Source organism: Sphingomonas sp. GW822-FHT03G08 (genome assembly GCF_058801135.1).
In genome coordinates this window covers 1,097,343-1,110,535 of sequence record NZ_JBXAMZ010000002.1, presented here as the reverse complement: position 1 = coordinate 1,110,535, position 13,193 = coordinate 1,097,343, and the positions used below count along the sequence as shown (strand labels likewise).

General features: G+C 68.7%; 10 protein-coding genes. 2 read left to right on the top strand and 8 right to left on the bottom strand.

All coding sequences use genetic code 11. The features are described from left to right. Nucleotides 1-22: 22 nt before the first annotated feature. From kdgD to AC1RJ5_RS22280, 3 genes are all read right to left on the bottom strand, one after another. The gene (gene kdgD, locus AC1RJ5_RS22290; protein WP_493115787.1) at nucleotides 23-961 is read right to left on the bottom strand and encodes a 5-dehydro-4-deoxyglucarate dehydratase; all 939 of its coding nucleotides are present in this window, start codon (nucleotides 959-961) and stop codon (nucleotides 23-25) included. 209 nt (nucleotides 962-1,170) lie between these two features. Further along, complete coding sequence (locus AC1RJ5_RS22285) at nucleotides 1,171-2,088, bottom strand: hypothetical protein (RefSeq protein ID WP_493115785.1); 918 nt, start codon at nucleotides 2,086-2,088, stop codon at nucleotides 1,171-1,173. 111 nt (nucleotides 2,089-2,199) lie between these two features. Beyond that, complete coding sequence (locus tag AC1RJ5_RS22280; protein ID WP_493115783.1) at nucleotides 2,200-3,453, bottom strand: S8 family serine peptidase; 1,254 nt, start codon at nucleotides 3,451-3,453, stop codon at nucleotides 2,200-2,202. A 54-nt stretch (nucleotides 3,454-3,507) separates the two neighbouring features. Here AC1RJ5_RS22280 and AC1RJ5_RS22275 point away from each other — a divergent pair, with 54 nt between their 5' ends. Together AC1RJ5_RS22275 and AC1RJ5_RS22270 are read left to right on the top strand one after the other, a co-directional pair. After that, nucleotides 3,508-3,993 (top strand): sigma-70 family RNA polymerase sigma factor, encoded by a 486-nt coding sequence (locus AC1RJ5_RS22275; protein WP_493115781.1) that lies wholly within the window; start codon nucleotides 3,508-3,510, stop codon nucleotides 3,991-3,993. Further along, entirely contained in the window at nucleotides 3,990-4,682 is a 693-nt protein-coding gene (locus tag AC1RJ5_RS22270) for an anti-sigma factor family protein (RefSeq protein WP_269575671.1), read from the top strand. The genes AC1RJ5_RS22275 and AC1RJ5_RS22270 overlap by 4 nt, the downstream gene beginning before the upstream one ends. 183 nt (nucleotides 4,683-4,865) lie before the next feature. Here AC1RJ5_RS22270 and AC1RJ5_RS22265 read toward each other — a convergent pair whose 3' ends face one another. The 5 genes from AC1RJ5_RS22265 to dgcN form a co-directional block, all read right to left on the bottom strand. Then, a complete protein-coding gene (locus tag AC1RJ5_RS22265; RefSeq protein ID WP_493115779.1) occupies nucleotides 4,866-6,368 on the bottom strand; it encodes an N-acyl-D-amino-acid deacylase family protein in 1,503 nt (500 codons plus the stop codon). 227 nt (nucleotides 6,369-6,595) lie between these two features. Next, nucleotides 6,596-9,421 (bottom strand): TonB-dependent receptor domain-containing protein, encoded by a 2,826-nt coding sequence (locus tag AC1RJ5_RS22260; protein WP_493115777.1) that lies wholly within the window; start codon nucleotides 9,419-9,421, stop codon nucleotides 6,596-6,598. A 102-nt stretch (nucleotides 9,422-9,523) separates the two neighbouring features. Further along, on the bottom strand, nucleotides 9,524-11,134 hold the full coding sequence (locus AC1RJ5_RS22255) for an N-acyl-D-amino-acid deacylase family protein (RefSeq protein WP_493115775.1): 1,611 nt from the start codon (nucleotides 11,132-11,134) through the stop codon (nucleotides 9,524-9,526). A gap of 64 nt (nucleotides 11,135-11,198) precedes the next feature. Beyond that, the gene (dgcA, locus tag AC1RJ5_RS22250) at nucleotides 11,199-12,188 is read right to left on the bottom strand and encodes an N-acetyl-D-Glu racemase DgcA (protein WP_342250319.1); all 990 of its coding nucleotides are present in this window, start codon (nucleotides 12,186-12,188) and stop codon (nucleotides 11,199-11,201) included. Further along, a complete protein-coding gene (dgcN, locus tag AC1RJ5_RS22245) occupies nucleotides 12,146-13,183 on the bottom strand; it encodes an N-acetyltransferase DgcN (protein WP_493115772.1) in 1,038 nt (345 codons plus the stop codon). The genes dgcA and dgcN overlap by 43 nt, the downstream gene beginning before the upstream one ends. Nucleotides 13,184-13,193: the final 10 nt, after the last annotated feature.

Genomic DNA, 13,193 nt, shown 5'->3' with positions numbered 1-13,193 from the left:
CCTAGCACCTCCGCAGCGCCTGTCACGCGGCGTGCGCGACCGACTTGGCGGAGACACCCTCGACCAGCGCGCGCAGCTCGTCATGCTCGGCGGCGGTGAGGTCGGTCAGCGGGGTGCGCACCGGGCCCGCATCGCGCCCGACGACGCGCATGCCCGCCTTGACGATCGACACCGCATAGCCGCGTCCACGGTTACGCAGCGCGATATAGGGCAGCACGAACGCCTTGAGCTGGGCCATCACCTCGGCCTGGTTGCCGGCGCGGACGGCGCGATAGAAGTCGAGCGCCCATTCCGGCATGAAGTTGAAGATCGCCGAGGAATAGGTGGTGACGCCCATGGTGAGGTACGGCGTGGCGAAGGTCTCGGCCGTAGGCAGCCCGCCGATATAGGTGAGCCGGTCGCCCATCCGCGCGAAGATGCGGGTCATCAGCTCGATGTCGCCCACGCCGTCCTTGAAGCCGACCAGGTTGGGATTGCGCTCGCACAGGCGGGCCAGCGTCTCGTCGTTCACCACCGCATTGTCGCGGTTGTAGACGATCACGCCGAGCCCGGTGGAGCGGCACACCTTCTCGATATGCGCGGCCAGGCCTTCCTGGCTCGAGCCGACCAGGTAGGGCGGCAGCAGCAGCAGGCCGTCGGCGCCGGCCCTTTCGGCGCCCTGCGCGATCTCCGTGGCGATGGCGGTGCCATAGCCGCAGCCCGAGATCACCGGCAGCTTGCCATTGGCCTCGGCCACGGCAGCCGCCACGACGGTGATGACTTCGGCCGGGGTCAGCGAGAAGAACTCGCCGGTACCGCCGGCGGCGAACAGGCCGGTAAGCTCATGCTCGAGCATCCAGGCGCAATGCGCGCGATACGCATCCTCGACGAAGGCGCCGTCGGCATCGAAATGCGTGACCGGAAAGGACAACAGGCCGCCGCCAAGGCTGCGCGCCATTTCAACCGGGCTCCAGGTCGTCACGATCTTCTCCTAATCGCCGCCCGTCGCATCGACGGGGGTCGGGTTCGATCGTTAGCTATTGGGTGATCCCCTTCGCGTCCAAACCAAAGCCGCGATGGATCGATGCAAGACTTGGCTTGATCCACATGCAGATGCGGCGCGCCTGGCTTGGAGGCCAGACGCGCCGCGGGCGGAGCAGTCCTGCTGTCCAGGCGGGCTGCCGCCGCCCGTCAGTCTGCCGACTTCTGCACTTCACCCTTGCCCATCGCCGAGACCAGGGCGTTGCCCGAACCGGTGAAATTGGCGGCGGGCAGCGTGGCGGTCTTGTCCTTCACCTTGACCAGCACCTGCTCGACCTTGCCGCGCCCGGCGGTGCGCACCGACTGGACGGTGCCGATCAGCTTGCCCTTGGCATCGGTGACCGGCATGCCGACCGAGACCGGGAAGGCGCCGTCGCCATTGGCCGCCGCCGAACCGGCGAGGGCCAGGGTGTTGCCTCCGAACGAAGCCGCGCCATTGGCGGCACCCGAAGCGGCTGCCGAGACACCATCCGTGCTGGGCACGGCATTGCGGGCACGCGAGACGGCGTTGCCGGCCGTCTCGCGGGTGCGGCTCACCGCATTGCCCGTGGTATCGCGGACGCGGTCGGTCGTGGTGCCGGCACGGTCACGGACATTGGACACCGTGTCGCGGGTGCGGCCCACGGCATTGCTTGCCGTGCCGCGCACCGCATCGCTACCGACCAGCTGCGCGTCGGCGCTGCCACCGGCATTGCCCGAGGCCGAGCCGCTGCCGCCGATCGTGCGATCGCCGACCCGGGTGCTGTTCGCGACCGTGGAGTCGAGCGAGCTGTCGTTCGAAGCCGTCACGCGGCCCTTGCGGGTATTGACGTTCTTTTCGGTGTGCGACGAGCCGCGCAGGCTGCTCGTGGTGTCGCTGGTGCTGGGCAGGCGACGCGTCGGGGCGTCGATCGTGCTGCCGAGCGTGCCCATGCCCGAGCCGCCGATATTGCCGCCGAGGCCGCCGCCACCCAGGCCGCCGCCAAGACCACCGCCCAGGCCGCCACCGCCGCCGAGGATCTGCGCCGAAGCCGGAGCCGCCGCGAGTGCGATGGCGAGGAAGGCGCTGGTGCCGAGAAGCTTGATCATGTCCGTTCTCCCAAAAATTCACTGACATCGGGAGAACGGTGGCCGGTTCGGGTTTAATCCCGAGAGCGCGAATATTTTTCGGAATTTCTGCTTTTTCGGCGCAAAATCAATTCATTGTGCGGGCGTTCGGCACGCCTCGCACAGCACACCGCGGCCATAAAGCTTGTCCGGCCCGCGCGATCCGGCGTCGCGTGCCTGTGCGTCCACCTTGCCGATCGCGGCGCGCAGTCCGCCCGGGTCCGGCGTTGCGTAGACGCGCGCGATCGTCGCGGCGACGAAGGGCGCGGCGAACGACGTGCCGCGCACCCGCATGGTGCGGCCGTTTGCCCCGATCGCCAGCATGTCGGCGCCGGGGGCGGCATAGTCGAGATGGCTCGCCCGCCCCGCCTCGATCAGCGCGCGCCCCTTGCCGTCGATGCCGGTGACCGCGATCACGCCGGGATAGGAGGCGGGATAGGCCGGCGGCGCGGCGGGTCCGTTGTTGCCCACCGCCGCGACGATCACCGTGCCGCGCGCCTGCGCCGCCGCGATCACCTTGCCGAGCAGCGGGTTGGCCGGACCGACCAGGCTGATCGTCACCACGCTCACCCGGTTCTGCACCATCCAGCCGACCGCCCGGGCGATCGCGGTGGCGTTGCCGCCGGCCGGATCGCTGCCATAGACATCGGCCGAGGCGATCCGCGCGCCCGGCAGTCCGCCGCGCACCGTTCCCGCACCGGCGATCAGCGAGGCTACGGCGGTGCCATGGTCGTTCGCCCGCGGCGCCCCGGTCGCGAAGCCCGAGGACAGCGCCGCTCCCGCCGCGCCGCCGTCGATCACCCCGACCACCGTCCCGCCCCCCGCCGCGACCGGCGCGGCGGGACCCGGCAGCGCCCCGCTCGGCGCATGGAGCTGGTCGGCGCTCACCTCCTTGCCGCCGAGCTTGCGGATCTCGCGGATCGCCTGGCCCAGCGAGCGACCGCGCGGGACCGAGAGGCGCGCATAGCCGACGCCCAGCACGTCCTCGCGCGCGATCACGGCATAGCCCTTGGCCACTGCCTTCGCGATCAGCGCGTCATCGGGCTCGTCGACCACCACTTCCCCCGCACGCGCGGGAAAGCCCTGGGGATCGAGCGCGATGCGATCGGGATTGTCGCGCACCAGCTTCGCCGCCGCCGTCCGCCGGACATCCTCGAGCCGCTGCGCGACCCCGCCGGTCACGCCCTGCACCTCCTGCCCGACCCGGTCGAGCACCTGCCCCGCCGGCAGCGGCAGCGCGGGCAGCCCCGGCGCCAGCTGGGCATGCGCCGGCACCGCCAGCGCCATCCACCCGATCCAGAGCCATCTGCCGCGCATCGCGCCCTTCTTGCACAAAATGAAGATCATGTGGATTAAACGCGGCACCCCGTCCGTTTCATCCACGGACAAGAGGAACCGGGATTGGCGGCTTTCGAGGACGACCTGCTGGCATTGCTGCCGCGTCTGCGGCGGTTCGCCCGCGCGCTCGCCCGCGACGCCGCCGATGCCGACGATCTGTGCCAGGTCGCGCTCGAGAAGGCGCTGGTCGGGCGCGCATCGTGGCAGCCCGGCACACGGATGGACAGTTGGATGTACCAGATCATGCGCAACAGCTGGATCGACACCACCCGCAGCCGCGCCCGCGCCGCGCAGACCTTTGTCGACCCCGATGCCGGGCTCGGTATCGGCGCGGACGGCGGCGCCGAGGCGCGCGTCGCGCTCAGCGAGATCGACGCCGCGCTCCACACCCTGCCCGACGAGCAGCGCGAGGCCGTCGCGCTCGTGCTGATCGAGGGGCTGGCCTATAAGGAGGCCGCCGAAGTGCTCGACATCCCGATGGGCACGCTCACCTCGCGGCTGGTCCGCGGGCGACAGGCATTGATGGCGCAGCTGGGAGAAGCGGCATGAGCATCGATCCCGAAATGCTGATGGCCTATGCCGATGGCGAGCTGAGCCCGCTCGAGGCCAGGCGCGTCGAGCGCGCCATCGCCGCCGACCCGGCGCTGGGCGAGGAAGTCGCCCGCCACCGGGCCCTGCGCGCCCGGCTCAGCGGCCATTTCGCCCCGGTGGCGGAGGAGCCCGTGCCCGACCGGCTCGCTGCGCTATTGCGCAGCAATAGCAATGTCGTCGCGCTGCCGATCCGCAAGCCCGCCCGCCGCATCCCCGGCTGGACGCGCTGGGGCGGCGCGATCGCGGCATCGCTGGTGCTCGGCCTCTTCATCGGCCACGGTCTGCAGGACCCGGGCGTGGTGCAGACGCACGGCGACCAGCTCTACGCCGCCGGTACGCTTGCCGGTGCGCTCGACCAGCAGCTCGCCTCCAATACCGGCGCGGTCCAGGTCCCTGTAAGCTTCCGCGACGCCAAGGGCAGCTATTGCCGCGTCTTCACCTCGGCCACCGCCGACGGCATCGCCTGCCGCGATACCCGGGGCTGGGCGCTGCGCCAGACCAGGGCGGGGGCGAGCGCCGCGAAGACCGACTATGCCCAGGCCGGCAGCACCGATCCCGCACTGATGGCGGCCGCGCAGGAGATGATGGCGGGCGACCCGCTCGACGCCGGCGCCGAGGCGAAGGCGAAGGCAAGCGGCTGGCGGTAGGAGGCGACAAAATTCCCCTCCCTGCAAGGGAGGGGCTAGGGGTGGGTTAGAAAAGGTCGGGCTCGATGCCCGGCCTTTTCTTTGTCTCCGCCGGCTGGCTGAGCTCCCCCGGCCTTCGCCGGGGTCGCAACCCACCCCCGACCCCTCCCTTACAGGGAGGGGAGTAAAGCGGAATCCAGCTGCCTATTCCCCCCGCAGCAAAATCCGCCCGAACCGCGCCGCCACCGGCTTGCCATTCACCAGCGCCGCCCGGCCGTTGACGAAGACATAGTCCATGCCCTGGGCATAGGCGTGCGGCTTCTCATAGGTGGCGGTGTCGCGCACCGTCTTCGGATCGAAGACGATCACGTCGGCGAACGCGCCCTTCCGCAGCGCCCCGCGATCGACCACGTCGAACACCTGGGCCGGCAGCCCGGTGGCGGCGTGGATGGCCTGGGCCATCGGGATCACCGGCTTGTCGAGCACATAGTTGCGCAGCTTGCGGGGGAAGGCGCCGTACGCACGCGGATGCTCTGCGGTCTTGCCGAAGGGCGGCAGCCCGCCATCGGTGGAGGTCATCGTCCAGCCTTGCCGCATGAACGCCTCGACATCCTTGTCGCTCATGTTGAACGACACGGTGGGCGCCCCGCCCTTCTTGAGCATCTCGATCGCGGCATCGAGCGGCTCGAGCTTCATGATCGCACCGACTTCGTCGAGCCGCTTGCCGTCGAGCGAGGGATCGGCCTTGTAGGCACGGATCTGGATCGCGTGCGGCCCGGCGCGGCGCTCCAGATTGGGCACCATCTCGGCGCGGATTTTCGCGCGCATCGCCGGATCCTCCAGCCTTTTGGCCAGCGCATCCGCCCCACCCTCCTGCGCCCAGCCGGGGACGAGCGAGGCCATCAGGCTCGAGCCCGAGGCGGTATAGGGATATTGATCGGCCCAGACCTGGACGCCGGCCGCACGCGCCTTGTCGATATGGGCGATCACCTCGGCCGACTTGCCCCAGACCTGGGGGCCGAGCACCTTGATATGGGTGACGACGCCGGGGATCTTCGCCTCGCGCGCAACGGTGATGACTTCCTCGACCGCCGCGACCACGCCGATATCGTAATTGCCCTCGTCGCGGATATGGCTTTCGTAAAAGGCGTGCGGGAAGGCGCTGGCGGCCTTTGCCAGCCCGACGATCTCGGCGGTGTTCGAATATTTGGCCGGGATATAGAAGGGCCCGTCGGACAAGCCGTACGCACCGAGCTTCATCGCGGCGGTGACCAGCCCCTCCATCTTCGCCTGTTCTTCGGGCGTGGCGTGGCGATCGACATTGCCCATCACCGCGGCGCGCACGGCATTGTGCCCGATCATCAGCGCGACATTGACGCCGGGGGTGTTGGTGCGAAGGTCCCTGATCTGCGGCGCCAGGTCGGCCGGGCCGCCGCCGTCCGGATTGGCGAACAAGGTGGTGATGCCCTGGTAGAGCATCGGCAATGCCGGCGCGAGCTCGGGCGTCTGGATATTGGGCGCCGCGTGCGAATGCGGATCGATAAACCCCGGGGCTACGATCTTGCCCCGGGCATCGACGGTGGTCTTCGCGGTCGCCGAAGCGGGGATCGCTCCCACCGCGACGATGCGATCGCCCTGGATCGCGACATCGGCGTTCCGGCCCGGCGCGCCGCTGCCGTCATAGACGGTGCCGCCCCGGATCAGCACGTCATAGTCCTGCGCAAGCGCCGGGGAAGTGCTGGCGAGGAGCGCGAGGGCGGTCAGGCCCCACCGATATCCAGAGTTCCGGTTCCCCGGCGAAGGCCGGGGTCCAGTTTCGGCGAACCCGGCGAGGAGGGGCAAACCTCCCGAACTACGTTGCAACTGTTCCCCGGCCTCCGCCGGGGAACAGCTGGGTGCTCGGCGCGTGCCGAATGTCATGCTGCGCCTCCCTCTCACATCTTGAACCGGGCGCCGATGCGGAAGGTCCGCCCGAGCAGGTCGTAGATCGACTGGTTGGTCGCCGGCGTCGCATAGGCGCTGCCGGCCGGTCCCGGCGCCACCACCGGCGGATCCTTGTCGAGCAGGTTGGAGACGTTGAAGAACAGCTGCACTTCCTTGCCGCCCATCTTGAAGCCCTGGGTCAGCGAGGCATCGATGTAGAAGGCGCCCTTGATCCGGTTGTCGTTGATCGTGCGGTTGGTCACCGTCGAGGCCGGACAGCCGCTGGTGCATTCGACGAAGCTGTTGTCGTACACGCCGTCGCTCACCCCGCGCCCGATCAGCGTGAGGTTGAAATCATCGACGTCATAGCTGGCCTGGGCACGATAGAGCCATTTCGGGGTGCCGCCCGGGGCGTTCTGGCCCACCGTGTCGGTCGGCGCGTCGATGCCGTTGTCGAAATAGTTCTTGATGTAGCGCGTCGCCATGCCGCGCAGCGTGAAGTTGCCGGCGCCGATCCGGGTGCGGTACGAAGCTTCGAAGTCGATGCCCTGCGCCTTCTGCACCGCGAAGTTGAACGGGCTCTCATACACCTGCAGGCTGTTGCCGAACGAGTTCGGCCCGCGCACCACGGCGGTGCAGAAGGCCTGGATGCCTTCGTTGCAGCGATCGACGATCGTCTGGGCGGCAACCGATCCGATCGCGCCGTTGATCTTGATGTTGTAGTAATCGACCGACATCGCGAAGCCGGGCACGAAGGTCGGCTGCAGCACCACGCCGACACCCCACTGGTCGGCCTTTTCCGGCTGGAGCAGCGGGTTGCCGCGGGTGGTGCCCGCGAAGGTGACCGATGCATTGTTCTGCGAGGAATCGATCAGCACGTTGATGCGGGTCGATCCGGCGGTGAACAGCTCGCCCAGATTAGGCGCGCGGATGTCGCGCGAGCGGCTGGCGCGGAAGCGGATGTCGGGGATCGGCTCGAAGGTGACGCCCGCCTTCCAGGTGGTGACATAGCCCGAGGTCGAATAGTCGGTGCCGCGCACCGCGCCGTTCAGGTCGAGCCCCTTGATCACCGGCACCACCAGCTCGACATAGCCTTCGGTCACGCTGTAGCTGCCGAAGCTGGGCAGGAAGTTGCCGACGAACCAGCCGGTCTGGAATTCGGTGGGCACCGAACCGCTGACCTTCTCGCGGCGATGCTCGCCGCCGATCGAGACCGAGACCGCGCCGGCCGGCAGGTTGAACGCATCGAACGCCAGGTTGGCGGCGACCACGTCCTGCTCGAACTTCTGCTTGCGATAGGGATTGCCCAGCACATAGGCGAGCGCCTCGGGGCTGGCGACGCCGATGCCCAGGCGGTTGAGCGGCACGCAGCCATTGGTCGGCGCGGTCAGCGTCGAGCGGCAGACGATCGTGCCGGCGGGCACGCCGATCGCGTTGCCGGCGGGGGCGAACACCGCATCCTGCGCCAGCGCGAGCCGGGCATTGTTGGTGATGTCGCGCGCCATCTCGCGCGTGCGGCTGATGCCCTTCTGGTAATAGACGTCCCAGCGCGCGGTGCCGGCGAACAGGGGGAAGCTGCCGTTCGCGCCGATCACATAGCGCTGCAGCTCGCGCTCGGTGTCGTTCTTGCGGATCGGCAGGTCGGCGTTGCTGGTGCCCAGCGTGAAGCTGGTGATCGCGCCGAGCTGGCTGCGGACCGAGGCCGGGATATAGGCATTGTCCGAGCGGATCGTCACGTTGTTCTGGTTGAGCTGCACGCCCAGCCAGCCGAGATTCTCCGACTTGGCATAGGATGCCTGGCCGAAGACGTTGAGCCAGTCGGCGACCTCGAAGCTGACCCGGCCGAACAGGCTCTTGCGGTTCTCCTCCGGATCGAGCGACTGGAAGCCGTTGACCTGGGTCGCCTGCCAGTCGCCGCCGATCTGCCAGGGATCGCGGTTGGTGCCGAAATTATACTGGCTGACCGCGCCGCCCAGCCCGAACTGGGTGCCGCGCAGCGCGGTGTTCAGGATGACGCCGCCGCGCGTCGCCTGGCTCAGGCCGGCGCCTGACACGACCAGGCGCTCGGGCTGGCCGTTCCCCGCCACATAGGCGGGGTTGTTGATCATGTACCAACCCTTGTTGTTCCAGTCGCGCGGGACGCCGTGCAGGCCTTCCTTCACCGCGATCTCGCCGTTGAGCAGGATATGGCCGCGCCCGCCGGCGAAGCCGGTGCCGGCGGTCAGCGTCGCGCGGTAGTTGGGCGCGTCGCCATAGGTCGAGATGCCGTATTCGACCGAGCCCTTCAGGCCCGAATATTCCTTGTCGAGGATGAAGTTGACCACGCCCGAGACCGCGTCCGAGCCATAGGCGGCGGAGGCGCCGCCGGTGACGATCTCGACGCTCTTGATCAGGCCTTGCGGGAAGGTGTTGACGTCGACCAGCCCGGTGACGGTCGAGCCGACCGAGCGCTGGCCGTCGAGCAGCACCAGCGTGCGCGCGGTGCCGAGCGAGCGCAGGTTGAGCGCGTTGACGCCCGCCGTGCCGGCCGAGATGTTGAGGTTCGAGTTGGCCGGGGTGACGCTGCCGACCAGCGAGGGGATCTCGTTGACGAAATCGGCGACGTTGGCCGGGGCGGTCGCTTCGATGTCGCCCGCATTGATCACGGTGAGCGGCGTCGGGGCCTGGTAGCCGTCGCGCTGGATGCGCGTGCCGGTGACGGTGATCTCCGCCGATTGGGCTTCGGGTTCGGGCGCCGGTGCCGGCGGGGTCTGGGTGTCCTGCGCGAACGCCGCGGCGTTCCACAGCAGCGCGACTGCCAGCGCGGGCAGCGAAACGGCTCTCAGTGACCTGGTCATGTTTCTTCCCCTTGATCAATATGGTGGAGCGTTGATGCCTCCCGTGCGCCGGTTGCCCCGGCTGCACCGCATCGGCTCCGTCCTGCGGTCCTTATTGGCCTCCTATCGACAGCTCCCCGGTTTCGGCTGGCGGGGTAGCGGGCGGCCGCCGGCAGCGCCGGTCGGTTCGCCATTCTCGATTGCGATCACGCCGTTGACGACCACCGTGCGCATGCCGGTGGAGAACAGCGCGGGATGGATATAGTCGGCGCGCGGCGCGAAGCGGGCGGGATCGAACATGATCACGTCGGCAAAGGCGCCGGCTTTCAGGTGTCCGCGTCCGTCGAGGGCGAACATGTCGGCGGTGACGGCGGTGCTGCGGTCGATGAACGCGCGCAGGTCGATCACTTGTTTGTCGCGGACGTAATTCGCATATTTGCGGGCGAACGAGGCGTAGTAGCGCGGGTGTCCCTGCGACGCGTCCGAGCTGGTGACGACCCAGGGCCGGTTCATGAAGGCGGCGATGTCCGCCTCGCTCTGGTTGAACGAGGCGACGCCGGCTTCGCGCTGCTTGAGGATCGCGATGGCCGCGTCGATCGGGTCGATGCCCTTGGCCTTGGCGATCTGCTCGAGCGTCTTGCCTTCGGCGTCTGCGGGGCCGGAAGTGATGAGCAGCGATGCGGGGCCGCCGCGGCGGCGCAGGTTATCGGCGATTTCGGGCCGCATCTTCGCCATCACGGAGGGGTTTTCGAATCGCTCCAGCAACGCCCGCCGACCACCATTCTGCGCCCAGCGCGGGATGAGCGCCGCCGAGAGCCCGGTGCCCGATGCGGACCAGGGATATTGGTCGGCATGAACGATCTGCCCGGCCTTCTGCGCCGCCTCGATCTGGTCGATGATCGCCTTGGCCTGGCCCTGCACATCGACGCCGAGCGCCTTGATGTGCGCGATATGGACCGGGATGCCGGCCTCACGGCCGATCTCGATCGCCTCGGCAACCGCGCCCTTCAGGCCGATCGTGTAGGAGGATTCGTCGCGCAGATGGCTGTCATAGATGCCACCCTTCTCCGCCGCCGCCTTGGCCAGCGCCACGACTTCGTCCAACTTGGCGAAGCTCTGCGGCGCATAGAACAGGCCGGTGGAGAGGCCGAGCGCGCCTTGGCACATCGCGCTGGAGACGAGGCCCTGCATCTTCGCCAGTTCTTCCGGCGTCGGCGCGCGATCGTCCGGGCCGATCACCTTCAGCCGGACGGCGCCCAGCCCGACATAGGTGGCGAAGTTGATGCCATAATCGCGACTCGACTGGCCGAGCGCCGCTTCGCCCTCGCCGCCCTTTGCGCCGCTGTCGCGCCCGAAGGTGCGGGCGACATCGGGATCGCCGCCGCCGTCCACGCCGATGAACGCGGTGGTCACGCCCTGGGTGAGGAACGGCATCACGAGCCGCGCGGCGGGATCGCCCGAGGCGAGCGCGCCATTCACATGGGTATGCGTGTCGATGAAGCCGGGGGCAACGATCATGCCGGTGGCGTCGATGATCTTCGTCGCCGTGCCCGGTGCCTTGGGCCCGACATAGACGATGCGATCGCCGCGGATCGCGACATCGCCTTTGAACGGCGCGGCATTGCCCGGATAGACGGTGCCGCCGCGCAGGATCAGGTCGGCGGCGGGTTCCGGGCTACCTCCCTGCGCGAGAGCGACGCCGGCGGCGGCGACCAGCGTGATGCCCGCCGCCATTCCAATCTTCAGTCTATGTCCCCGAACCATGTGCCGCGACTCCCTGTTTGGTTATGGCTTTCGGTTATGGCGCTCCCCAGAAGCCCGGCGAGGGCGGCGAGAGCACGCCGCGTTCGCCAAGCACCCCGCCCGGCCGGTCTTCCGCCAGCCATAACGGTCCATCGAGATCGACGAAGCTCGAGCGCGCGGCGATCACCAATGCCGGCGCGATCGACAGCGAGGTCGAGATCATGCTGCCGGTCATCACACCCAGCCCCGCCGCTGCCGCCGCGTCCGCAAGCGCCAGCGCGCCGGTGAGGCCGCCGGTCTTGTCGAGCTTGATGTTGATGACCTGATATTTGCTGGCGAGCGCGGCGGCATCGTCGGCGATGTGCGCGGACTCGTCGGCAGCGATCGGGATCAGCGGGTTGAAGCCTTCGAGCGCATCGTCCTCGCCCGCCGGCAAAGGCTGTTCGAGCAGATCGATGCGCAGATCGACCAGCATCGGCTGCAGGCGCTCGATCTCGGCAATCGTCCAGCTTTCATTGGGATCGACGATCACGCGCGGCGCCGGCGCCATCTCGCGCACCCGGCGGATCTGCGCCTCGGGGTCGCTGCGATCGACCTTGATCTTGATGAGCGGCACCGCCGCCAGCGCCTGTGCGGCGACCGCCATGGCATCGGGCGTGTCGAGGCTGACGGTCATCGCGGTGGGCGTGGGGCCAAGCGGCGGCAGGCCGAGCAGTTCGGTGACGCTGCGCCCGGCGAGCTTGGCCTCAAGGTCCCAGAGGGCGCAATCGACGGCGTTGCGCGCGGCACCGGCCGGCATCGCGACCAGCAGCTCCTCGCGCGAAATGCCCGCCTCGATCGCGCCGCGCACGGCCTCGATCTCCGCCAGCGCGCCTTCGATCGACTCCCCGTAGCGCGGATAGGGAACCCCCTCCCCGCGCCCGGTAACACCCTCGGCCGATACCGAGACGGTCACCACATCGGCGACCGTCTTCACCCCCCGCGAGATGCGGAACGGGGTGGCTAGAGCGAAAGCGTCGCTACGCGCGGCGAGGGTTCGAAGCATGCATTGATCCTGTCGATGATGGGATCCACACCCATGGCGAAGGGGTCGGTACAGGGCAGGCCGAGCGCATCGGCCGTCTCGGCGCAGAGCCGCCCGGCTTCGGCGCGGGAGAGCTTGGACGTGTTGAGCGCGACGCCGACTGCCTGGACATCGGGGCTGGTGAGCCGGGCGACCGCGAGATTGGCCTCCAGCGTCTCCTTGAGACCCGGCACCGGATAGTGCGGCAGGCCGCGCATGTGCGGGCGCACCGGATCGTGGCAGAGCACGAGGGCCGCGGGCTGGGCGCCGTGGAGCAACCCGGTCGAGACCCCGGCGAAGCTCGGGTGGAAGAGTGAGCCCTGCCCCTCGATCAGGTCCCAGCCGTCATCGTCGCGCGCCGGGGAAATCTCTTCGATCGCGCCTGAGATGAAGTCCGCGATCACCGCGTCGAGCGGCACGCCGCTGCCGGCGATGAGAATGCCGGTCTGGCCGGTGGCACGGAAATCGGCGGTCATGCCGCGGGCGCGCATGCCCTGCTCAAGGCAGAGCGTGGCGTACATCTTGCCGACCGAGCAATCGGTGCCAACGGTGAGCAGCCGCTTGCCTGCGCGCTTCTTGCCGTTGCCGACTGGAATGCCGGGCTTGGGATCGCGGACATCGTGGAGCTTGCGGCCATGCTTCGCCGCTGCCGCGACGATCGAAGGTTCGTCGCGCAGCCTGTGATGAAGGCCCGAGGCGACGTCGAGCCCCGCCTCGATCGCGGCGATCGCATCGGCCACCAGATCGGCGCCCATCCGGCCGCCGGCATTGGCGATGCCGAGCACCAGGGTCTTCGCTCCGGCGGCAACCGCCTCGGCAAAGCCCATGCGTGGCAGTTCCAGCGTCAGCGGGCAATCGTCGTACCGGAATTCCCCCACGCAGTCGTTCGGGCGGAACACCGCCAGGCCGCGCGAGGTCTTGATGCCAACTTCGTCGTGCGAGTGGCCAAGGTACAGGAGATAGGGACTGGCAATCATCGGAAACCCC

Coding starts and splice junctions, on each gene's coding strand:
- AC1RJ5_RS22260 (WP_493115777.1), bottom strand. CDS start 9,421: ATGACCAGGTCACTGAGAGCCGTTTCGCTGCCCGCGCTGGCAGTCGCG.
- AC1RJ5_RS22255 (WP_493115775.1), bottom strand. CDS start 11,134: ATGGCGGCGGGCATCACGCTGGTCGCCGCCGCCGGCGTCGCTCTCGCG.
- dgcA (WP_342250319.1), bottom strand. CDS start 12,188: ATGCTTCGAACCCTCGCCGCGCGTAGCGACGCTTTCGCTCTAGCCACC.
- AC1RJ5_RS22285 (WP_493115785.1), bottom strand. CDS start 2,088: ATGATCAAGCTTCTCGGCACCAGCGCCTTCCTCGCCATCGCACTCGCG.
- AC1RJ5_RS22280 (WP_493115783.1), bottom strand. CDS start 3,453: ATGATCTTCATTTTGTGCAAGAAGGGCGCGATGCGCGGCAGATGGCTC.
- AC1RJ5_RS22270 (WP_269575671.1), top strand. CDS start 3,990: ATGAGCATCGATCCCGAAATGCTGATGGCCTATGCCGATGGCGAGCTG.
- dgcN (WP_493115772.1), bottom strand. CDS start 13,183: ATGATTGCCAGTCCCTATCTCCTGTACCTTGGCCACTCGCACGACGAA.